Genomic DNA, 24411 nt, shown 5'->3' on the forward strand with positions numbered 1-24411 from the left:
TCAGAGGTCCACTTGTTTTATCCGGTTATTCCGTCAATATTCTTTATTCTCTTTTTGTCACCTATATTCTCAAATCTGATAAGTAACTGCTCTTTGTTTTCAAAAGTTGCATAGATATTGTTGTCTTCCCAATAGTAGTCACAGCCGTTCCATGCCAAAAATCCCTCCACCAATATCTTATGATCAAGCTCATACAGGCTTATTGCCTTCATTATATTGCTGACAAATCCTGTAGAATTTACAGGTGCAAAGAACTCTTTAGGCAAATCATACAATGCTACAAAAGCAACACCGCCCGAATGTTTACATGGATAGTATCCATAGTTCTTCTCACTTATGCCACAGACAATCATAGAAAGAAGATATCCTGTGACACTCTGTGTAAGCGGCAGATTCGGAACAGTTAAAGCACTAAATCCCACTTTTTCTCCAAAAGCTCTTGCTTCATCCACAAGTTTAAGCAGACTCTCATCAAAACCGTTTATATTCTCCCAACCTCATAGCCAATCATTTGACTGCATTGATTCACTTCCGATAAATTGAATCGGATATATGTCGTTGCCAATTTTTATTTTTTGTGTGGCAAAATCCACATTCCAGCCCTGTCCATTGGCAACATACATCTCGATCATATCCTGTACACGAAGCATACCCCCGAAGACAGCAGATACAACCTGTGTCCAATCGGTGCGATCCATCTCATAGTCTGTTTTTAATATATTTACTCTCTCAGCCATAACACCTCTATAATAATAATATTTCGGTCAAAATACTTAAGAACACAAAGTTTTTTCCAATCCATATCAAGTACCAGTGTAATTCAACCTCTGACCATAGTATTATTTAAACAAAATCATTTAACAAATGCAAGCATTATTTTAACACTCTGCACTCTTTCATTACATAATCATCTTTGTGAACTACCCATAGTCTAAAGCCTATGGGCTTCCTGCTTCGCTGACCTCGCAACCTACTATCTCCACAGGCGTTAATTCGGGCAGTCCCTGCCCTATTGTTTTTTCTTATACTACTTGTCTTAATCCTTCTGCCAATATATTTTTTGCCGCATTGATATCTCTATCGTGTTTTGTATTGCAGAAAGGACACATCCAATCTCTTACTTTTAGATCTTTTACATTTGTATTTTTATATCCACAACTAAAACATAGCTGGCTACTTGCATAAAAATCTCCATTCCGCGGGCAAGCCGCGGCACAAATAGTAATGAAAGTGTTTTACATCTCAACTCTGTGATTTAAAATATATAACAAGAAGCTATACTACAAAGCACGGGAGGTAAAGTTGTAAAAACTTTCTCTGTTTTAGACAGCATAAAAATCAGTGTAAGTTCTGTCTTTTCAAGCACAAATAAGTGGTATCATGAATCCGTACACTAAGAATTGTTAAAGCTCTTTGTTTTATTGTGTGGCAGTTCAGTCAATGGCTTCTTATCTTTTGCGAAAGGAGTTACACTATGAAAGTTACTTATCAAACCTGTTGTGGTGTCGATGTTCACAAATCTTTTCTTGTTGCCACAATCATCAAAACTACCGCCGGTATTGAACCTTCTTATCAAAAGAAGCGATTCTCTACCTTCAACAATTCTATTTTAGACTTTAAATCGTGGCTTCTTAAAAATGAATGCCATGATGTCTGTATGGAATCCACAGGTAAATACTGGGTTCCTGTCTTTAATCTTCTCGAAGATCAAATCAACGTTACCATTGCTAATCCCAAATGGGTTAAAGCTGTTAAGGGTAACAAGGACGATACCAAAGATTCTAAATGGATTGGAGACTTATTCCGACTGGGACTTGTGAAAAGCAGCTACATTCCTTGTAGGTTGATCCGTATTCTTAGAGAATACACAAGATATCGTTACAAGCTTGTTTCTTGCCGTTCAAGTGAAAAGAATAGATATCAGAATGCTCTTACTGTTTGTAATATCGCATTAGATTCTGTTGTATCCGATATCTTTGGGAAGTCATCCTCATCCATTATCGATTATCTGCTTGAACAATCAGGTACTACGATTAACCATGAAGAAATCTCTTCAAAACTTCTTAAGAGCCTCAAATCCAAAGAAGACGCTGTGATTGAATCTATCGAAGGATATCAGATGACTGATGCCCAGAAATATCGTATGCGCCTAATTCGCGCACATATGGATTATATCACAGCTGAAATCAATGATATAGATAAACAGATTGAATCTTTGATTTCTTCCGATCCTGATTATGATAAAGCTATTCGGTTACTAACTACCATTCCGGGTGTCAAACGTGATAGTGCAATTACTATCATCTCCGAAATTGGTATTGATATGTCTCAGTTTTGTAATTCTAAACGCTTATGTTGTTGGGCAGGTCTTACCCCCGGCAACAATGAATCTGCCGGTAAGAAGAAATCTGTCCGTATTACACGTGCCGGTGTCTACCTCAAACCTGCATTAGTACAGTGTGCTCATGCAGCCGTGAAATCTGACAAGTCTCCTTACTACAAAACGAAATATGAATCCCTTGTTAAACGCCGTGGCAAGAAAAGAGCTGTTATTGCCATTGCCCGTATGATTCTTATAGCCATCTACCGGATGCTGTCTACCGGAGAGGTATGGAATCCAAGCGATCTTTACAAAATCGATATGCCTGCACCTTTAGCTGAAAAACAGAAGGCTAAGGCTATCAAGCAAGCCAAAAAACTTTTACAAAAGGAAGGACTGCTTCCTCCTGATGAACCTTTAGCTTCTTGATCAATCTACTAAATCTATATCCTCAAATAAGTTGCCTACTTAAGACAGCTTATTTAAGTGCGCCGGTTTACGGCTTACCTCTACTTTCTTTCACACTATGTATCTATCTTAATATAATTTCTACCATTCCATTTTGACTTATATTCCAGTTGTCTTGTCAGCTCATACCACGATACATCGCTTATAGTTTTCGCTAAATTATGATTTTTCACCATATTTTTTATCGGTAAGTTTTCCGAAACTATCACTTGGTTTTCGTTTATAATTTCACTTGAAATCTTATGCAGATAATCTTTTCTTGTATTCGCTATTTTCTCATGGCATAGTGCTATTTGTTTCCTTTTTTTCTGATAGTTCCTACTCCCCTTTGTTTTATTTGCTAATTGTCTTTGTAATTTTGTAAGCTTTTTCTCATATTTTTTAATTGTCTTCGGATTTTCATATTTCTTCCCATCTGATGTGATACATAAATCTTTTATTCCTAAATCCAATCCTATTTGTCCATTTGTCTTTACAAGTGGACTATGTTCAGTTTCTACAAGAACAGACACATAGTACTTGCCGCTTGGTACCTTAGATATCGTTGCTGTTTTTATCCGACCTGAAAATTTTCTATGTAATTTTATTTTTACCCTTTTTAATTTTGGCAGCTTTATTCTTCCTCTATCAAAATCTACAGTTATATTCCCATTTGTAAAATTGGTTGTATATGATTTACGATTACTGTGCTTACTCTTAAACTTTGGATAACCTCCATGTTCTTTGAAAAACTTTTGATAAGCACTATCCATATTATAAATTGCATTTGTTAAAGCAAATTTATCTACTTCTTTTAGCCATTCATAAGCTTTTTTCAGCTCTCTATTGCAATAATTATTACAATCTGTTTTACTGACAGACTTTTTTTCTTTTTCATAAGCATCTTTTCTGTACGCAAGGGTTTGATTATATACAAAACGTTATATACAAAACGACAACAGCCAAATGTCTTTGCTAACTGTATTTCTTGCTCTTTGTTTGGATAAATCCGATATCTATATGCCTTTAACATTAAGCTTACCCGCCTTTCTACCCTTGATTTTCTATATATTGCTTTAACATTTCTTCAGAAACATTATAATGGTATCGTAATTTAAGACACTTCAAGAGACATTTCTTAATGAATCTGATATACTGTAAACACTACAGAAAGAAGGATTTTTATTATGTCTCGAACAAGAAGAAATTTCTCCGCCAAATTCAAATCAGAATTAGTGATTGAACTGCTCAAAGGAGAAAAAGACTTAAATACAATCGCAACCGAAAACAATATTCAGCCAAATCTTCTCCGCAACTGGAAGAAGGAGTTCCTCGATAAAGCATCCGTGGTTTTTGATGACACACGAGAGGATAATCTGAAAGAAAAACTCGCTTTAGAGCGCAAGGAAAAAGCTGAATATGCGAAAAAAGTTGGCCAGCTCACCATGCAGGTGGATTGGTTGAAAAAAAAATCTGAAGAAACACTTGGACCTGACTACGAGAGTAAATTTAGTCCAAAACCTTTTGAAGACTAAAGAACTTCCAGTTAAAACAGGAGCTGCGCTTCTTGATATCAACCGTACCAGTGTGTATTACAAGGGCACGCCCATATCTCAGGAGGAGTTAGATTGCAAATCGATCATAGATCGATTACACACAGATAACCCGGCCTGGGGAGCACGACAGCTGTCTGCTCAGCTGAAGAAGCGTGGGCATCAGGTTGGCCGCCGGAAAACGCGCCGTTATATGAATGAAATGGGGATGGATCCAATCTATCCAAAAATGAACCTTTCTAAACGTATGCAACAGGCTAAAGTCTGCCCGTATCTGCTACGAAACGCCGTTATCGACCGTCCTAATCAGGCATGGTCAATCGACATTACATACATCCCCATCAAGCACGGATTCCTGTATCTGACCGCTGTGATCGACTGGTACAGCCGCTGTATTGTTGGCTGGGAAGTCGATGATACTCTAGATACCAGAATGGTCATAACTGCGTTAAAAAAGGCGTTTATGGTAGCAAAACCTATTATCCTGAATTCGGATCAGGGCTGTCAGTTTACAAGCAATGAGTACATGAATTTCCTCAAAGAGAACCAGATCCGTCAAAGTATGGATGGTAAAAGCCGCTGGGCTGATAATATCATGATTGAACGATGGTTCCGGAGCTTCAAGTACGAGGAAGCATATCTGACCCAATACAACAATATCCGAGAAGCAAGGAAGGCTATTGGGAAATATGTGCATACATACAACTTTGAACGTTGTCATTCAGCACTCAATAATCAGACACCGGCATCCTGCTATTATCCAATCCTGTTACTGGATGATCATGCAGCCTGAGGGGGGAGTTTCTCCCCTACCCAGTTACATATATCAGTTCATTATAAAATGCTTAGATTTTTGTCTAGACAACTGAACCACTATATAAAGCTAGTGGGATTGCGGTAGCATTATTTCAACTAATAATCTTTTCAAACCTGAACATTCCGTCCGAGAACTGTTCGCCCGGTTCTTCTGTACACATTTCCAGATCATTTGGATCCATGTGATATTTGTTAAAAAACTCCACAATGTGGAAGCAACAACGATTGACGTAAAAATGAATGTTACGCTGCTCAAAATATGGTGTGACCGTTTCCCATACTTTCACTTCCGGGTATAGTTTTTCGACTGCACACCAAGCAGCATATCCGATGCCTTTGCTCTGGAATGCAGGGGAAACAAAAAGAAGATCAAGGTCTCCATTTTCACCGTCAACTTTGATCACTATACCGCCGACTTTTTGCCCATCCAATACGATGCGGTAGGCTTCTCCACCATCAATGGACCGCTCAATCGTATCCCGTGATATAATCTGTCCCTCTTCTTCTAAGTTGTCTTCTCTAAGTCCAAATTCTTCCATCGCACCATAATTAAAGGCTTCCTGATTATCCAAAATAAACTGTTCTCTATCGCTACATTCAAGAGGAAGTAGCTGTACAATAGTATTCATAACTTTACTCCTTGAAACTCTAATTTAGTATACCCATTATTCTCCTTCAAATACAAATTTCTCCGGCATACCGCATCTTTCTTCCCTATTAAAAGATATTGTCCCGCCACAATAGTCTACAACTTTCTGAAAATCAACTGCATACTCGTGCATTCCAAAATGTTTGAAACCTCCTAGAGCACCTTCCAAACCATACCTGTAGAATTATATAAAAACCGGTAATGACCTCCATTTTATTCTAAATGTATGCTAAATTATTTCTATATCTCTTATTATTTCCAATATAGTTGTTCGATTTTAATTATATTATCAACAACTTTTTCTGGACTTTCCGATAAATCATAATCAATCCAGAATGAAATAATAGTTTCAAAAGATGCAGCGAAGGCTCTTATAACAATTTCATCTGAAATCTTCGTGTATCTTTTAATCTTTTCTCTAATAACAGGGTTGTTATTGATTAGATCACAAATTAGTTGTTGAACTTTATCTTTAAACTGAACATGGGGTGCTTTTGATATCGCTTTAAAATGCTTATAATCCTTTTTAATTAATAATAAGGCCTTTAAAAGCATATCCTCTTTATTTAAATTTCCCTGTGATAAAATCTCCCAAAATCTTTGCATCGTCTCTGTTCCAATAGAATAAGCTAAATCATCCTTATCAAGAAAATGTTGATAGAATGTTCCTCTGCTAATGTTTGCTCTCTGGGTTATGTTTTCTATGGTTATTTTTGAGTACTCCTTTTCAAGTAGGAGATCTATCAAAGCAGCCTTGATATTGGTAACGCTATTGGTTTTTCTTTTTTTTTGTCATTTTTTTCCTAATTAAACACATTGTTTGATTTTGTCATGGTTAAATATACATGTATTATTATATTATATTTATGTGAATTATGAAAGTTAAAAATGACTGTTTTATATTCACTAAGATAATCGATGTATCGTTAATCAAAAATAATTAATGAAAGGAACAGAATTTAATGACAAAATCAAGAAAAATTTTAGGATTTATAGGACTGATTTTAGCAATGTTTATGGGGGCCTTAGACGCAACAATTGTCAACATTGCCATACCAGATATTATGGAAAACTTAAATACGGGATTAACTGATACAAGTTGGGTAGCAACAATCTACGTTTTAGCAATGGCTGTATTTATTATTCCAGTTTCAAAACTCGCGGATGTCTACGGTAGAAAGTTGATTATGCTACTTGGTGTAGTAATATTTGGTACTTTCTCATTCGCCTGTATGATGACTGATTCATTGTTTCTCTTAATTATTTTTAGGTTCTTCCAAGGAATTGGAGGTGCAATATTAACTCCAATTGTTCTGCCCATGGGAATTGAACTATTCGGGAAAGAGAATACCGGATGTATTACAGCTATTATGGGTGCCTTTAGTGCCTTAGCTGCAGCGGGAGGGCCGGTAATCGGTGGTTTAATTATCCATTGGACAACATATCATTGGATTTTTGGTATTAATGTTCCAATCGCCATCTTTGCATTCTTAATGATCCTCGTGGGGACAAAAGAATCATATGATTTAACAATTACAAAAAATATTGACTGGCTAGGCATGATTTTTCTTACTTGTACTTTAGGTGGACTTACATTTGGTTTATTGGAAGGTCGCGAGTATGGCTGGACATCGCAAACCATCATATCTAGTTTTGTTATTAGTGTTATAGGCCTATTTCTTCTTATCTTAACCGAAAGAAGAGTAAAATCACCTATTATTGAATTGAAGTTATTTAAGGAAAGTACATTCATATCTTCAAGCATTATTTATATGATTTTCGGATTTGCAATTATCGTACCTTCCTTGATTCTAAATTACTTCTTGCAAAATGTTCGCAACTTTTCTGCTTTACATTCGGCATATCTTATTATTCCTGCCTCTTTAGCTATTGTAGTAGGTATGCCTTTAGCAACTAAGATGTACCAAAAAATTAGTGCAAGATTACTTATTAGTATCGGATTGGTTATTACAGCAGGTGGTCTATTTATGCTTAGTCTTGTTCAGTATAATACTTCACAAAGCATCATTGTTTGTTGTAATGTGATTATTGGCTTAGGACTGGGATTTATGGCAATGGCATTAACATCATCTGTAAAATATTTACCGGTTAATAAGGCCGGAATTGGGTCAGGTATCGTTAATGCTTCCAGATATATTGGGCAAGTTATAGGTATTGCTCTTTTGGTTACCATTTTGAATAGTAATGTCAACATTGCTAAAACACAAATTAAGGAAATAGCCTACAACCAGATTGAAACACGTGTTTTATCAACAGATGTAAAAAAAGTTGCTAAGGATGAAATTGAAAAAACTTTCAAGACTACAAAGGATAGCAATAATATTTCAACCAAACAAAGTAGTATGGTTGAGACAATCAAAGCAGCTGCTAAAAAGACAGATAATCTTCCGGAACCTAAAAACAGAAGTGATTATAGAAAGATTTATGATGCAAATCAGTCATTGATTAATGGAGTTGAAACCGTTAGTTCAAGTGTCCCTCAATTATCAAGTAGTTTGAAAACTATATCCGGAGGGCGGAGGGCAGAGGGCAGGCCAAGGTTGGCACAGCTATTAAATTATTAGCTCAAAAGGAAGAATTAACAGCTTCTCTTAATACTATTGTCGAAAAAGAAATGAGCAATTGAGCACAGCATTTGATAATGTATTTATTGTAGGAGCAATCATTGTATTGATATGTACTCCATTAGCTCTGATGACAGAAAAGCGAAGAGATATATAAATAAATAATTTTTCATACTTGGAGGAGGTGTCTCTTCTCATACTGTGAATGCGGTATACCGGAGTACTTCCCTCCGGCTTACTTAATGCCTGATGATCATATTGATCCAAAAGAATCAATGCATCCGTGTATTCATTCACAGTTCTGAGCACATCTTTTTCCTCTATATCAAGTGCATCTGCAATCATCCTTGGCTAAATATCAACTGTTTTCTTCAGCATCTGAAGACGCTTTTCATTGATTGCATAGCCTTTCAAAATATACTGTTTAAAAAAATTATTTACCCATTTTCTGAAAGCTATACCTCTTTTTGAATTAACTCGATATCCGACAGACAAAATCATATCTAAATTATAAATTTTAGGTTTCCTTCCACCTGTACTTCTGTCGGAAAAACCGTCAAAAGTCTCATCCAATTCTCCTGAAGCAATAATATTTGAAATATGTTCGCTTACTGTAGCGTGTTTAACATCAAACAATACTTCCATTTGTTTTTGTGTCAGACAAACGGTCTCCAGTTCAGGATTGATTTGAGCTTCTATATTAATATCACCATCTGTAAATAATACAATTTCATTCTTCATGCTTTATTTAACTCCACGAATATTTCCCGATAACATTTCTAATATAGATTTTACTGTACTTTTCATATTCAGTCCATCTTTTAGTCCGGGCCTGTAGAAAAACTCTTCAAAACTCTTTAACTTTATCATCCATTTAAACTGCCTCCAAAACTTTAAATTAACACTCAAACCACATATAAAAACTTTAAATTAACACTCAAACCACATATAAAAAGTGGGCTAAAAAATCAACCCACCCCAACACTTGACAAAGAACCAATCTTAAAGTTATGTGCTTTTGCTGTATCATTCTTTGAATGAGTCCTACAGACCCAATTTTAGTATGTCCAATATTCTCCTTCAAATACAAATTTTATATTTTTCTCCATTTTTACCTTCTTTCCACTGCACCAACCGAGCAAACCGTTAAGCAGTTACCGCAATGCAGACAATGCTTATTCTCAATTACATAGGGTATGGTCTCTTGGTTAATGCAATCTTGTGGACAAACTTCCACACACTTACCACATCCGATACAACCATCCGTAATAAAATAACCTTTCATTTCATCTGTTTTAACTCCAAAAGAAAAATTTGCTCTCTCTATAGGCTTTTTAGATAAGTCAAACCATTCTCCTGTACCTTCATAAATTTGAAATACTGTCAGGGCTTTTCTTGATTCAACAGTTGGATATATTTGATACATATATTGGTTCTTTTCAAATAACTCAGGGATTTTTTCATATCCAAGTTCTCTAACTTTCCCTCTTACAGATACCGCCACTCGTGACATTGTGTCCTCGCCTTTCATAGCTGTAAATGCAAGAAATTTCCTGTCCGATAATCTATCGTATAAATTCTTACCTCTTGCAGTCAGAAAATATAAACTTGAATCGTCTGCATCCATCATATCAATAGCCGCCGTAACCGGAAGACCTTCGCTATCTACAGTCGCGACTATAACTGTATGAATTTCATCTACTATATATTTTAAATAATTCTTCGCTTCCATCATAATTTCTCCTGTACCCCTTGCTACCTTAATTAGTTCTGCATTTTTGAGCTGTGATAGAATTTTCGAATGATAACAGGATTTGTATTTATACTTCCTGCCGTCATTCTACACTCTCTATATTGTAGTATAAATAGTTATATTAGAACTTTCCATTCTGATTTTTCCAAGTCGTTTTATCAGCTATTGTTTCCATAACATCCCAGTGTTCTACAATTTTCCCATTTTCCACACGGAACAAATCATAGAAGGATGTTGCCACACCCCCAAATGTTCCTTCACTTACTGCAAGTGCATAATCTCCATCAGCCAATACAAAATAAGTCTTATTATATATCATCTGTATTCCCTGTTTTGCCAACGCTTCAAGTGCAGCACCAAGCCCTGAAAGTCCGTCAGCAATTGCTGTATTGTGCTGAATATAATTATCTCCACCAAAGTATGAAGTAAGCCTATCAGGATTTTCTCCACGAAGGACATCTCCTACAAATCCCTCTACAACCTTTCTTGTATCTTCCTTATCCACATCATTCTTCTCTAAGTTGCCGTCAATCTGTGTATGTCCTGACGGATTAGGTTCAGTTTTTGTAGACAGATTGTCCCAGTGTTCTGCAATCTTTCCTTCTGAGTCAAATCTGAAAATATCAAATGCTACCTGATCTCCTGCTCCTGCAAAATTATATACCGTTTGTAGAAACACCTTATCGCCATCTTCAAATGCACGAACATTATTAACAGTTGTTTTAACCGGGGCAGAAGCAAGATATTCCACTGCTCCTACAAAAGCATCTCTTCCTGTTCCATAAGCAAGATTATGCTGAATGTAACCCTCTGCAAGAAGTTCCTTTGCCTTCATTGTATCTCCTGATGCAAATATACTAATAAGTGCCAATGCTTTCTCTTTGTTTGTCATGATAATTTCCTCCTAAATTTGATTTATTGCGTTGATGTAACCTTTGTTATTTCATCTTGTGAGCTTATATTATCACTATGCGGATGTAATATCAATAGTTACATCTTTTTTTTACGATATACTTGACAATTGGAAGGAAATGAAATCAAACTATAAGAATAACGAAATTATAAAAGAAGTATTGAAAAGTGAACTATCCCGACAGTATGAAAAGATTGTATTCCCTTTGAATAAAATAATGTAAGGTTCTACAGAGGCGGTATCAGAGCAAAAGTTTCTTTCGGTATAAATAAGCACAGAAAAAGCACATATCTGAAAGATTATAAGTCTTAAAGTTATGTGCCTTGTTTTTATACTATTCAATGATTTAAACAACCCGGGATTTGTAGATATCATTTGGGAAATATGATTGTTTATATCAAAGCTTAAAATTTTAATCATATATCTTGAAATCATATCAAATCTTACTTGAAATGTATTTTATTAGTTTTTCCTCTCTTGAATGATTAAGTATATAATCAATAACATCTTTTTTAGACAGTATTTTAGCCATAAACTCTTGTTCCAACTGCTCCATAAACTCAATCAAAGATACCTTACTTATTTCATTAAATTTTTTAACACGACTGGTTTCTTTAATCTTTCGTTCTGCAATCTCTGGAGGAAATCCGATTCCAAAGTCTCCATCAAACAATTTTTCTAAAGTATATTCAAGATTGAGTTCCCCTAACCAACCAAAACCCAATCCCAAAGATAAACTTGCTACATTGCCATCGTTAATTCTTCCAAATAGGTAGGCGTCTTGTGGATTCTGAATAAACCCTGACAATAACCCTGGCAATGTATTGCATGCCAAATTCATTCCTTGCCCTGAAGAACATCCAGTTATCACAAAATCGACCACCTTACTATTGATGAGTAAGGCAGTTAAGACCGCAATTTCTGTATACGAATATGAATTTATTTCCCACGGATAAACCCCAAAATTTATAATTTCATAATTCTTTGATGACACTACTTTATTTGTTATTCTATATAATATTTCATTCTTATCAACTTGTGTTGTTCCTTGAATTATTCCTATCTTCATTTTTACCTCTCTTATATTGCAGTTTTTTCATTACTATTGAAATACAAAAATACATTGTAAAATTCAAATTTGTACTCATTTTGTATTCAAACCATACACAAAATCGCCACAAACCCTTATATTTAAAGGATTTGTGGCGTTATTTTGTTTACTCAAGCTCAATAGTTCCCGGTGGCTTGCTGGTGATATCATACATCACTCGGTTGACATGATCGACTTCATTGATAATGCGACTGGTCACCTTTTGAAGTACAGGATATGGAATTTCTGCTGACTCTGCGGTCATAAAGTCAATGGTATTGACTGCACGAAGGGCAATGGCATAGTCATAGGTTCGATAATCTCCCATAACGCCAACACTTCTCATATTGGTGAGAGCCGCAAAGTACTGACTAATGCTTCGGTCAAGTCCTGCATTGGCAATCTCCTCGCGGTAAATCGCATCGGCCTCTTGAACAATCTTTACCTTCTCCTCCGTCACTTCGCCAATAATGCGAATGCCAAGTCCCGGACCTGGGAATGGCTGACGAAATACCAACTTTTCTGGAATTCCAAGCTCAAGCCCTGCCTTTCGCACCTCATCTTTAAAGAGGTCACGAAGTGGCTCGATAATCTCCTTAAAGTCGACATAGTCAGGGAGCCCTCCGACATTATGGTGGGACTTGATCACTACGCTCTCTCCGCCAAGACCTGACTCAACGACATCGGGATAAATCGTTCCCTGTACAAGAAAATCTACCGCACCAATCTTTTTTGCCTCTTCCTCAAATACTCGAATAAACTCTTCGCCAATAATCTTTCTCTTTTGCTCTGGCTCTGTCACGCCCTTTAACTTATCGTAAAATCTTTGCTGTGCATTGACACGAATAAAATTTAGCTTATATGGGCCATTTGGACCAAAGACAGCTTCTACCTCGTCGCCCTCATCCTTTCGAAGAAGACCATGGTCCACAAACACACAGGTCAAGTTCTCTCCAATGGCCTTACTCATCATAACTGCAGCAACAGAAGAATCCACCCCCCCAGAGAGAGCACAGAGTGCCTTGCCATTTCCCACTTTTTCTCGAATGGCCTTGATACTACTTTCTACAAATGTATCCATTTTCCAATTGCAATCACAGCCACAGACAAGGCGAACAAAGTTTCCAATCATTTTTGTTCCCTCTGCTGTGTGCAGTACCTCAGGATGAAACTGAATGGCATAGAGATTCTTTTCCATATTCTGTGCTGCTGCCACTGGGCAGTCCTTAGAATGTGCCACAATCTCAAATTCAGGTGCTACCTTTTCGATATAATCAGAATGGCTCATCCATACAATGGTCTTTTCTTGCACATCTTTAAAGAGTTTGCACTCTTTGTTATCAATGACAATCTCTGTCTTTCCATACTCGCCCACTGGTGCCTTAGTGACATGTCCATTGAGAAGATGTTGCATCATCTGTGCACCATAGCAAAGTCCAAGTACTGGGATGCCAAGCTCAAATAGTTCTTTTGAGTACGCTGGTGCTCCATCTTCATAACAGCTATTTGGACCACCTGTCAAAATAATTCCCTTTGGATTTTTTGCCTTAATCTCCTCAATTGGCATCTTGTATGAATAGATTTCGCAATAGACATTGTTCTCTCTGACACGCCTTGCAACAAGTTGATTGTACTGACCGCCAAAATCCAAAACAATAATTAATTCCTGTTTTAAATTCAAAACTTCCCCTCCTCTTTTTATTGATATTTCTCTGGAACAAGATATCTCTTTACATATTGACCAGTGTAAGAATCCTTTACATTTGCAATCTCCTCAGGTGTTCCCTTTGCAATGACGGTTCCTCCCTTGTCGCCTCCTTCAGGTCCCATATCAATAATATAATCTGCCGTCTTAATTACATCAAGATTATGCTCTATAACTATAACAGTATTTCCGCTATCTGACAAGCGTCTGAGTATTTCAACTAATTTATGAACATCGGCAAAGTGAAGCCCTGTCGTGGGCTCATCTAAAATATAGACCGTTTTTCCCGTGCTTCTCTTTGAAAGCTCTGTAGCCAACTTAATTCTCTGTGCCTCTCCACCACTGAGCTCTGTCGATGGCTGCCCAAGGCGAATGTAGGAAAGCCCCACATCATAGAGCGTTTGCATTTTCTTTTGAATACTTGGAATATGTTCAAAGAAATGCAATGCCTCCTCAACAGTCATATTCAGTACATCATAGATTGATTTTCCCTTATATTTTACCTCTAATGTCTCTCGGTTATAGCGTTTTCCACCACAGACTTCACATGGCACATAGACATCAGGCAAAAAATGCATTTCTATTTTGATAATCCCATCTCCACTACAGGACTCACATCTTCCACCTTTGACATTAAAACTAAATCGACCTTTGCTATATCCTCTCGTCTTTGCCTCCTGTGTCGCCGCAAAGAGATCTCGAATCATATCAAAAACTCCTGTGTAGGTCGCTGGATTTGATCTCGGTGTTCTTCCAATCGGACTTTGATCGATGGCAATCACCTTGTCTAATTGCTCAATACCCTCAATTTCCCTATATTTTCCTGCAATGGTGTGGGCACGATTTAACTTTCTTGCCAAAGCCTTATATAAAATTTCATTGACTAGAGAAGATTTTCCAGAACCTGAAACGCCAGTCACACAGGTCATTATTCCCAACGGAATATCCACATCAATCTTCTTGAGATTATTTTCTGCTGCTCCTTTGACTTTTAACCATCCACTTGGCACTCTCCTCTGTCTTGGAATAGGAATAAAAAGTTTGCCTGAGAGATATTTTCCTGTAATAGAATCTGGATTTTCCATAATCTCTTTTGCTGTTCCCGTGGCAATAATTTTTCCACCATGGTCTCCTGCTCCAGGTCCAATATCTACAATAAAATCTGCCTCTCTCATCGTGTCCTCATCGTGTTCAACGACAATGACAGAATTTCCAAGATCTCTTAAATGTTTTAAGGTGCCAAGAAGTTTATCATTGTCCCTTTGATGAAGACCAATACTCGGCTCATCAAGAATATAGGCTACACCCAAAAGCCCTGATCCAATCTGGGTTGCTAGACGAATGCGTTGTGCCTCTCCGCCACTGAGTGTTCCTGTGGATCTTGACAGTGAAAGATAATCCAGTCCCACATCAATTAAAAAACTCACTCTCGCACGAATTTCTTTGATGACCAACGCACCAATCTGTGCCTGTGTCGGTGTAAGTTTCAGTCCATCCATAAATTCCCTAAATTTTACTACACTCATATCTGTGGCATCAAAAATATTTTTATCGCCCACAGTGACGGCAAGAGCTTCTTTTTTTAGTCGCTTTCCACCACAGCTTTTGCAAGGCAAAATTCGCATAAATTGCTCATACTCTGCCTTTGCTGTCTCTGAAAATGTCTCTCGATACCTTCTCTCCACATTTTTAATGAGTCCCTCAAATGTCGTTGGATAGACACCGCTTCCACGCTGTCCTGTGTAGTGCACATCCACCTCTACATCGGTTCCATAAATTAAAATATCATGTATTTTTTTTGGATAATCTTGAAATGGTGTGTCCAAATCAAATCCAAACTTTTCACAAAGAGCAAGCAAAAGTGCATTGGCAAAACTTTTCTTGTCATTACAACTTTGCCATCCCATCACCGTGATTGCTCCCTCATTGATACTCAATGAAGGATCAGGAATCATTAAGTCCTCATCAAATTCCATAGTGTATCCCAATCCCACACAGTCCGGGCAGGCACCAAAGGGATTATTAAATGAAAATGTTCTTGGCTCAACCGCATCAATGGAAATTCCACAATCTGGACAGGCAAAATTTTGAGAAAAATTCAATATTTCCCCGCCAATAATATCTACCTTGGCATAGCCTTCTCCAAGTGCCAGTGCTGCTTCCAAAGAATCCGTCAGACGCTTTTCTATACCTTCCTTGACCACCAGTCGATCCACAACAATGTCGATACTATGCTTAATATTTTTGTCTAATTCAATATCCTCTGACAACTCATAGAGATTCCCATCAATAATGACCCTCACATAGCCACTCTTTTTGGCCTGTGCAATCACCTTTTCATGCCGTCCCTTCTTGCCTCGAACAATGGGTGCTAGAATTTGAAACTTTGTTTTTTCTGGCAATTCCAAAATTTTGTCCACCATCTGATCGATGCTTTGCTTGTGGATTTCCTTTCCACACTTTGGACAATGTGGTGTTCCAATGCGTGCATATAATAACCTCATATAGTCGTAAATTTCTGTGACTGTTCCCACTGTCGAACGAGGATTTCGATTGGTTGATTTTTGGTCAATAGAAATTGCTGGGGAAAGTCCCTCAATACTTTCTACATCTGGCTTTTCCATTTGTCCCAAAAACATTCTTGCATAGGAAGATAGCGACTCCATATATCTTCTCTGTCCCTCAGCATAAATTGTGTCAAAGGCAAGAGAAGATTTTCCAGATCCCGAAAGTCCTGTCAATACAACAAGCTCATCCCTTGGAATATCTAAGCTAACATCCTTTAGATTATGCTCCTTTGCTCCCCTAATTTTTATAAATTTATTTGCCATTTTACCTCGCTCTCATTTCTTCATTTCTTACTGAATACCAAGTGCAGACTTCGCTAGTGCATCGGCCATATCATTGTACTTAATATTGGTATGTGCTACAACTTTTACAAAATGAACTTCTAGCTGATGCTTAATCTTTTCAAAAAAATTTCGATAGGCTCTTGTTCCTTCTTTATTGGTCTTCCACTCTCCAGTGCACCACTTGGCAATGCCCTCATAATCATGAAAAATATAGAGTTTTTTATATTGATTTTTTAAGGCATAACGCATAGCCATCTCGGCTCCCTTAATCTCACCTGCAACATTTCTCATATCGACAAGACTTGGATCCTCCACTTTCTTTGCCTCTACTTCTTCCCCATCTTCTCTCAAATAGACAATGCCATAAGAAAATTCATGAGAAGCTGCATTGTAACTTCCATCTACATAGGCAAGCAATGTTTCTTTATCAGGGCAAATTTTTTTACATTGCCTATTCTCATTCCCATTGACAAAGGATAGTGCCTCTTCTCTATTTGTAAATGATTTATAGGATGCCGAAGCAAAACCATGCACTTGTGCCTTGCACTCATTCCATGTCTCATAAATTCCTGGCACTCTGCCTATGCGAACTGCGTAATACTTTTTCATTTTTTCTCCACCATACATAGGATAGAATACAAAGGAGAGCTTTCAAACGATTGAAAACTCCCCCTTGCATCATACGATATAATCGATCTACTTACTTTCTATTCTTTAAGAAATCAGGAACATTAATCTGAATCTCTGAACTTGGTCTTTGCTTAAATCCTACATTTCTTTGCTGATTATTGGCATCCTGATTTTGACTCTGACCTTCTGTTGGCTGCTCAGCTCTATTTAATCCTGGTTTTGCCTGTTGTTGCTGTGTAAATGCTGGCTTTGCCTGCTGTTGAGTGCCCTGTGGAGCTGCATTATTTCCACCATAGAGTGGACGATTTTGTTGCTGTGGGCGAGCCTGTTGTGTTGGACGCTGCTGTGTTGGCTGCACTGGCGGTGCTGGCTTTCTATTGTTAAAGTCCTTTGTAAATTGTCCTTTTACAGGAAGTGCTGTTGGCACTTCATCAAGACCGGTTGCAATAACCGTGATCGTCACCTCATCTTGTGCATTCTCATCATACATCGCACCAAAGATAATATTGGCATCATCGCCAGCAAGTTCTTGTACATAGCTTGCGGCCTCATTGGCTTCAATCAAGCTAATATCACCAGAAATATTGATAATGACATGTGATGCTCCCTCGATACTGGTCTCCAAAAGTGGAGATTGCACAGCCTGCTTTACTGCATCAAGTGCCTTCTCATCGCCTGTTGCATATCCAATACCGATATGTGCATATCCCTTGTCAATCATAACCGTCTGCACATCCGCAAAGTCAAGGTTAATGAGTGCTGGTACATTGATCAAATCTGTGATACCCTGTACACCCTGCTGTAATACCTCATCGGCCTTTCTGAGTGCATCTGGCATACTAATTCTTCGATCTACAATCTCCAAGAGCTTGTCATTTGGAATGACAATCAAGGTGTCCACACATTCCTTTAGGCACTCAATACCATTGAGTGCATTGACCATTCTTTGCTTTCCCTCAAATCGGAAAGGCTTTGTCACAACACCAACTGTTAAAATACCCATTTCCTTGGCAATCCTTGCAATAACTGGTGCGGCACCCGTTCCTGTTCCACCGCCCATGCCACAGGTGACAAAAACCATATCTGCACCAGCAAGTGCTGCCGAAATATCCTCAGAATTTTCCTCTGCTGCCTTTTCACCCACCTCTGGTCTTGCACCTGCGCCGAGACCTTTCGTCAACTTTTCTCCAATTTGCATAGCAATTGGTGCCTTGCAAGATTGCAATGCCTGATGGTCTGTATTAATACCAATAAACTCAACACCCTCAATATTCTCTTCAATCATTCGATTGACTGCATTATTGCCAGCCCCACCTACACCAACAACAATAATCTTCGCTGCATTCTCAGCTTCATTAATCTTTATTTCCAACAAGGTATTCTCCTCCCATGTGTTTATTCGTCCTAGAAAATGTGGAATTTCCTATAAAATTCCGCAACAAGTCACATTCTATAATAATATCTTTCACTTGAAATATCAACAATTAATTCTCTTTTTTTCGAATTAACTGCGTCTTTTAAAAGTATACCATCCACTGCTTGGTTTATCCGTATAGCGATTTAAAAATAGTGTTCCATCCAAATTCTGTTTTAGGAGGTCAGGTAACATATCTGCAAGCGTTTCTAACTTATTCTGCATATTTTCCCTCGTTCCCAAATTAATATCCATCTTATTGATATATAAATAATTATCTCCCAATTTTGAATAAAAAAAGCGATCTCCCTGAATATGAAACGAGCGCAATGAACGCAAATACCCAAGCATTTCATTGAGCTCTGTCTCATCTTCCGCACGCAAAGTTTCTCCAAGATGAATTTCCTTAAATTCAACTCCATCTACTCGAATAACTCCATCTAAAACTTTAGAAGAGCTTTCTAAAACCTTCGCCCCATCATCAATATAAAACTTCGAACCCATATACTCGATATAGGCCACAATATCTTCCTCTTGAATTGCAATTTCTGCCTGATGCAAACCATGAAATTTAATGCGATAGCTCTGTACAAATGGAAGTTTTGGAAGATCTCCCGTCATTTGACGAAACCAAACTTTGACCAAGAGATTATCTCCCTTTTTTTGAAAAATCTCCTGATTTAGAGCTTGAGTATCAAACCAACTCCCATGTGTAATATGACTATATTCTACCTTGGTAATCTTTATTCTCGAAGATGCCACAGCAAACAAAATCAACAACAAAACTACAATTGCAAAAATCTTTTTCTTCATCGCTCTGCTCCACTCGATTTCTTTTTTCGATCGCAGTGCATAACATTGAGCACCAATCCAACCTCAATCATCGATGTAATAATGGCTGTACCACCATAGCTAATAAAAGGCAAAGTGACACCCGTGTTGGGAATGAGCCCTGTAACAACGCACACATTCAACACAATTTGACAACTAAAATGTGCCATCACACCAATAATAATAAATCTTCCATAGATATCTTTGACTTTTGCAATAGCCATGGCCATTCGATAAAATAAATAGGCATAGATAATAAATAAAATGGCCACACCAACAACACCAAGCTCTTCGCAAATAACAGCAAAAATCATATCATTGTCACTTTCTGGAAGACCCGTCACTTTTTGCAGTCCTCGTCCAAAGCCCCTTCCCAAAAGTCCACCTGAACCTACCGCATAGAGACCACGTAATACCTGATATCCTCCACTATCTTTATAATTCTCTGGATGCCTCCAAACTAAAATTCTCGAAATTCGATATCCCAAAAAACCAAGATGATCGCCAAAAACATAGAGCGTATAGAGCCCACCGGCAATCAAAAGGGTCAAAAAACCGACCCAAAAAATCATCGCTCCAGTTTTGATATTCTGTGTCAAAAAGTACATCAACAAACTCATAAAGATAATAATTAAACCTGTACTGAGGTTTCTCACTGCAATTGGTCCTGCAAGAGCAAAACTCCACAGTCCTACAGTCCAAAGATCCAAAAATACTTTTCCTATTCCTACACTCTTTTTTGAAGACAATTTGACAAGTAAAATGGACATGGCAAAAATACATACAATTTTTGACACCTCCGAAGGCTGAAACCTTATCCCCGCAATTCTTAGCCATCTTTTTTGTCCATGACTACTCACACCAAAAAACATCGTATAGAGATTCAAAAAAACACAAAAGAGATAGAGACAGGGCGTCCACTTTAAAAACAAATGATAATCCAATAGTATTGCCATAACTGCACAGGCAATTCCACCAATGATAAAAAATGCAAATTGCCTCAATGTGGTCGACCAAACATTCTTCCCATCTACTTGTAATGCGAAGGAGCTGGCCGAGTAGACCATAAGAAGACCAAACACAGCCAACATAATCATTGCCACAATCATCTTACGGTCAATTCTGCCATTGGAATTTCTTGATTTTCGGAAACTTTGTACCACATCCGCTATAATGCCAATAAAAAAATTTCTCAAACCCGCTCTCATATTACAAATTTCTCACACATTGCTTGAAAATATTTCCGCGCTGCTCATAGTTATCAAACATTCCCCAACTTGCACATGCTGGGGAAAGCAATACATCATCCCCTGGTTCTGCATAAGAAGCACAGACCTTAACTGCTTCTTCCATACTCTCTGCATAAATAATATTCTCATTTGGAAAGCCATGCTTTTTTGCACACTCAGCAATGGCATCTCTAGTCTGTCCCATCAAAACTAAATAGCGTACATTTCCATTAAATGATTCAATCCATTCATCATAAGTAGACTTTTTATCATATCCACCTGCAATCAAAAGAATAGGTCCTGGCATGGCCTTTACTGCCTGAATAGCTGCATCAGGATTTGTTCCCTTAGAATCATTGTAATACTTGACACCATATTGCTCGGCAACAAATTCAATGCGATGCTCCACCGCCTTAAATTCCTTACAAACTTCTAAGATAACATCCATTGGCACCTTCATACAATCGGCCATCGCTATCGCTGCCATAATATTCTCATAGTTATGTCGACCGAGCAAATTGACATCCTGAATATTTAAGATTGCCTCACTTTTTCCATCAATGGCATGATAAATCATATCTCCATCGAGATAAAATCCATTTTCCAATTTCTGAGCACTGGAGAAAAATACTACGGTAGCTGGACATTCCCCATCCGTTCCAAACTTTCTCAAAACTTCATCCTCATAGTTGAGAATACAAAAATCATCTTTGCTCTGATTGAGTGTAATATCCTCTTTAATTCGTGCATAATTTTCCATCGTATGATGACGATTTAAGTGGTCGGGTGTGATATTTAAAATCGCACTGACATGTGGCCGAAACTTAATAATGGTCTCCAATTGGAAACTTGAAGCCTCCAATACAGTAATTGATTTTTCCGTTGTTGCCAATGCAACATCTGTATATGGAATTCCAATATTTCCAACAGTAAAGCTGTCCGAATTGAACTTTTTCATAATGGCCCCTGTAAGAGCCGTGGTTGTTGTCTTTCCATTCGTTCCTGTGATGGCAATCAACTCTCCCTTGGCAATGGCATATCCTAGCTCTATTTCACTCCAAATTGGAACCTTAGCCTCGTTAATCACCTTGACAAATGGTGTTTCAAGATCAATTCCTGGACTGATGACACATAGATGAATCCCAGCCAAATCCTCTGCCAAAAGTTCTCCTGTCTTTGTGGTGATCTTACTTCTATCCTCTACATGAAGTTTTTCAATGATATTTTCTACATCTAGCTGGGCATTGCCATCATACAAAAGGACCTCGCTTCCCACATCCAATAATAACTTTGCTGCAGAAATTCCACTCTTTCCTAATCCAGCAACCATGACTTTTTTCTTCATCCTTCTACCTCCAAATGTATGCTATCGTGTTTTTTTCGTTGTTCTTACTGGCTTCTTTGCTGTTGTTGCCTTCTTTGGTGCTGACTTCGCGCCAACACTTTTCTTTGTTGTCTTTGCCCTTGACTTTGCAGCCTTTGGTTTTGCCGTGGTTGCAGCTGCACTTGTCTGTGCTTGGGTTGCTGCACTGGTCTGTGTTGTTGCTTGAGTTTCAGCCACTGTTGTGGCCACAGCAGATTCTGCGGTGGCTGTTGTGCTATTTGCCCCACTAGTTTCTCCTGTCGAGGTGTCTGCTGCACTGGTTTCTGTAGCCGAAGTATCTGCCGCACTCTGACTTGTCTCACTTTGTTTTGGCAAGGTCTCCTGCTCATCGTCCTGCACAGTAAGCCCCGATGCTGCCGTAGTCTGTGCAGCCTCTGGCAGACCATCTGGAATTTGTAAAATTTGAGGAACATACTCATCTGTTTCTGACTTTTGTGAAACATCTGGTACCACGGTAATTCCATTGTCCTTTGGCATTCCTGCCTTTATACTATCTTCCTCTGTGTTCGTCGAATTTGGGAAGAGATTCATATAAGGCAAAACTTCCGTCATAATGTCCTTAAATAAAGTGCTCGCATAGGTGGAATGTGCCTGATCGGCCACATGAGGCTCATCAATAATTACATAACAAAAGACCTCTGGGTTCTGTGTCGGTGCAAATCCAGCAAAAGAGACAAGGTATTTTCCCTTTCCTCTCGGATACTTCTCTGCTGTACCTGTCTTTCCCCCAATATCATAGCCTGGCACCTGTGCAGCAGACCCTGTTCCCTCGGCAACTGTCTTTCTCAATGCTTCCCTCAAAAACTCTGTGGTCTCCATGGACACAGTCTCTCTGACCACTTTTCCATCCAGATTCTCCTTAACTGCCCCATTGGCAGATAAAATCTGCTTGGCAACATGTGGTCTATAGTAGGAACCACCATTAATTACCGAACAAAAAGCTGCTGCTGTCTGCACCATAGTAGTATTGTAATTTTGTCCAAAGGAATTTGTTGCCAAATCCACTGCAGACATATTCTGTGCCGTATGAATTAGCCCCTTAGTATCTGCTTCTCCTGGTAGGTCAACTCCCGTCATCTCCCCAAAACCAAAAATCTTTTGATACTTTGTAAATCGTTCGACACCAATGGCCGCACCAATTTGCATCAGTGCATCATTACAACTTTGCATCAATGCTCCTGTAACGGTCAATAGACCATGCCCATGAACACTGACACATTTAATGGTCCACTTTCCAATTTTTTGAAAGCCATCACAAAAATAAGTTTCATTTCCCTTGATGACACCTTCTTCTAGGCCTGCGGCTACAGTAAAGACCTTAGATGGTGAACCAGGTTCATAGGTATCACTGACTGCAAAATTTCTCCAAATTTCATTGAGGGCATCATTCTTTTTCTTGTCATCCATCTTATCAATATCTGCCTGTTGATAAAACTTTGTAAGGTCTCTCGGATGATTTAAATCATATCCCTTACTTGTGGCCAATGCCAAAATCTCTCCATTATTTGGGTTCATTACCAACACAGCCGTGCGTTTACTTCCTGTGGTACTCTCCCATTCTTGAATGTGCTTTTCCACAATTCGCTGTATATTGATATCAATTGTTGAAACAATCTGGTCTCCATCTTCAGCCGACTTAATCACCTGATTTGGACCAACATCCTCATTGAAATAGCCATACTTTTTGCCTTCTTTGCCAATGAGATTGCTATTATAAAACTGTTCAATTCCTCCAGTTCCTACATCTCCATCTCCTTGAGAAAAGCCAATGACATCACAAGCCAGAGCATTGTTTGGATAAGAACGCTGATAAGTCTTTTCAAAGCTCACACCAATAACCTTACCACTCGTCCTTTGGTCCTTCTCTGCTGTTTCCTTATTTGCATCAAAACTTTCCTTTTGCTCACTTGTAATTCCTGCATCCAAGCGATAATATCTTCTGTCCCTATACTCGTTGATGCGATCCTTAATCATCTGTTGGTCATAGCCAAAGGTCTCAGCCAAGACTTTTGAAGTCATCTCCAGATTGTCCTCTGCCCTTTTTTTCTTCTTTTCATCATCCTGACCTTCCAAAATGTCCGCAGGATTTAAAATGATTCGATAAGATTCCTTACTGACAGCCAAAGGCGTTCCATTTCTATCAAGAATATCTCCCCTCTTGTAGGCACTTTCTGCTGTATCGTAATTAATGTTTTCTAAAATCTTCTTCTCATACACCGGACCATTTTTCACTTTTAAGG

General features: G+C 38.2%; 15 protein-coding genes and 5 pseudogenes. 3 read left to right on the plus strand and 17 right to left on the minus strand.

Annotated elements, in window-relative coordinates; all coding sequences use genetic code 11:
• Positions 1-17: 17 nt before the first annotated feature.
• Positions 18-737, minus strand: a pseudogene (locus J5A74_10255) (hypothetical protein).
• Positions 738-1022: 285 nt separating this feature from the next.
• A pseudogene (locus tag J5A74_10260) lies at positions 1023-1187 on the minus strand (transposase).
• Between the two features lie 287 nt (positions 1188-1474).
• Here J5A74_10260 and J5A74_10265 point away from each other — a divergent pair.
• Positions 1475-2749, plus strand: coding sequence for an IS110 family transposase (locus J5A74_10265; protein ID QUI95731.1), 1275 nt, complete (start codon positions 1475-1477; stop codon positions 2747-2749).
• A gap of 98 nt (positions 2750-2847) precedes the next feature.
• Here the strand turns inward: J5A74_10265 and J5A74_10270 are convergent.
• A pseudogene (locus tag J5A74_10270) lies at positions 2848-3800 on the minus strand (transposase).
• Between the two features lie 154 nt (positions 3801-3954).
• On the opposite strand from J5A74_10270, the pseudogene J5A74_10275 reads away from it, so the two are divergent.
• A pseudogene (locus J5A74_10275) lies at positions 3955-5113 on the plus strand (IS3 family transposase).
• A gap of 115 nt (positions 5114-5228) precedes the next feature.
• Here J5A74_10275 and J5A74_10280 read toward each other — a convergent pair.
• On the minus strand, positions 5229-5765 hold the full coding sequence (locus tag J5A74_10280; GenBank protein QUI95732.1) for a GNAT family N-acetyltransferase: 537 nt from the start codon (positions 5763-5765) through the stop codon (positions 5229-5231).
• A gap of 272 nt (positions 5766-6037) precedes the next feature.
• On the minus strand, positions 6038-6532 hold the full coding sequence (locus J5A74_10285; GenBank protein ID QUI95733.1) for a TetR/AcrR family transcriptional regulator: 495 nt from the start codon (positions 6530-6532) through the stop codon (positions 6038-6040).
• A 215-nt stretch (positions 6533-6747) separates the two neighbouring features.
• On the opposite strand from J5A74_10285, the gene J5A74_10290 reads away from it, so the two are divergent.
• Positions 6748-8370, plus strand: coding sequence for a DHA2 family efflux MFS transporter permease subunit (locus J5A74_10290; protein QUI95734.1), 1623 nt, complete (start codon positions 6748-6750; stop codon positions 8368-8370).
• 204 nt (positions 8371-8574) lie between these two features.
• On the opposite strand, the pseudogene J5A74_10295 reads toward J5A74_10290, so the two are convergent.
• The 12 genes and pseudogenes from J5A74_10295 to J5A74_10350 all read right to left on the minus strand — a co-directional run bounded on the left by J5A74_10295 (position 8575) and on the right by J5A74_10350 (position 24403).
• A pseudogene (locus J5A74_10295) lies at positions 8575-9111 on the minus strand (virulence RhuM family protein).
• A 370-nt stretch (positions 9112-9481) separates the two neighbouring features.
• Positions 9482-10102, minus strand: coding sequence for a 4Fe-4S binding protein (locus J5A74_10300; GenBank protein QUI96894.1), 621 nt, complete (start codon positions 10100-10102; stop codon positions 9482-9484).
• Between the two features lie 142 nt (positions 10103-10244).
• Positions 10245-11015, minus strand: coding sequence for a nuclear transport factor 2 family protein (locus J5A74_10305; GenBank protein ID QUI95735.1), 771 nt, complete (start codon positions 11013-11015; stop codon positions 10245-10247).
• Positions 11016-11472: 457 nt separating this feature from the next.
• Positions 11473-12105 carry an RpiB/LacA/LacB family sugar-phosphate isomerase gene (locus J5A74_10310; GenBank protein ID QUI95736.1) on the minus strand — a complete coding sequence of 211 codons (633 nt, stop codon included), beginning with the start codon at positions 12103-12105 and terminating at the stop codon, positions 11473-11475.
• 148 nt (positions 12106-12253) lie between these two features.
• On the minus strand, positions 12254-13807 hold the full coding sequence (guaA, locus tag J5A74_10315) for a glutamine-hydrolyzing GMP synthase (GenBank protein QUI95737.1): 1554 nt from the start codon (positions 13805-13807) through the stop codon (positions 12254-12256).
• Between the two features lie 17 nt (positions 13808-13824).
• Positions 13825-16662: an excinuclease ABC subunit UvrA gene (gene uvrA, locus J5A74_10320; GenBank protein QUI95738.1), complete on the minus strand. Its 2838-nt coding sequence runs from the start codon at positions 16660-16662 to the stop codon at positions 13825-13827.
• A 27-nt stretch (positions 16663-16689) separates the two neighbouring features.
• Entirely contained in the window at positions 16690-17310 is a 621-nt protein-coding gene (locus tag J5A74_10325; protein QUI95739.1) for a ribonuclease H family protein, read from the minus strand.
• A 73-nt stretch (positions 17311-17383) separates the two neighbouring features.
• Positions 17384-18688 (minus strand): cell division protein FtsZ, encoded by a 1305-nt coding sequence (gene ftsZ, locus J5A74_10330; protein ID QUI95740.1) that lies wholly within the window; start codon positions 18686-18688, stop codon positions 17384-17386.
• 129 nt (positions 18689-18817) lie between these two features.
• Complete coding sequence (locus J5A74_10335; GenBank protein ID QUI95741.1) at positions 18818-19540, minus strand: hypothetical protein; 723 nt, start codon at positions 19538-19540, stop codon at positions 18818-18820.
• Positions 19537-20754, minus strand: coding sequence for an FtsW/RodA/SpoVE family cell cycle protein (locus J5A74_10340; protein ID QUI95742.1), 1218 nt, complete (start codon positions 20752-20754; stop codon positions 19537-19539). The genes J5A74_10335 and J5A74_10340 overlap by 4 nt, the downstream gene beginning before the upstream one ends.
• A gap of 13 nt (positions 20755-20767) precedes the next feature.
• Complete coding sequence (gene murD, locus J5A74_10345; GenBank protein ID QUI95743.1) at positions 20768-22132, minus strand: UDP-N-acetylmuramoyl-L-alanine--D-glutamate ligase; 1365 nt, start codon at positions 22130-22132, stop codon at positions 20768-20770.
• 21 nt (positions 22133-22153) lie between these two features.
• On the minus strand, positions 22154-24403 hold the full coding sequence (locus J5A74_10350; protein ID QUI95744.1) for a penicillin-binding protein 2: 2250 nt from the start codon (positions 24401-24403) through the stop codon (positions 22154-22156).
• Positions 24404-24411 lie beyond the last annotated feature (8 nt).

The sequence above is a fragment of the Lachnospiraceae bacterium oral taxon 096 genome, from assembly GCA_018141845.1.
Classification (GTDB): domain Bacteria; phylum Bacillota; class Clostridia; order Lachnospirales; family Lachnospiraceae; genus F0428.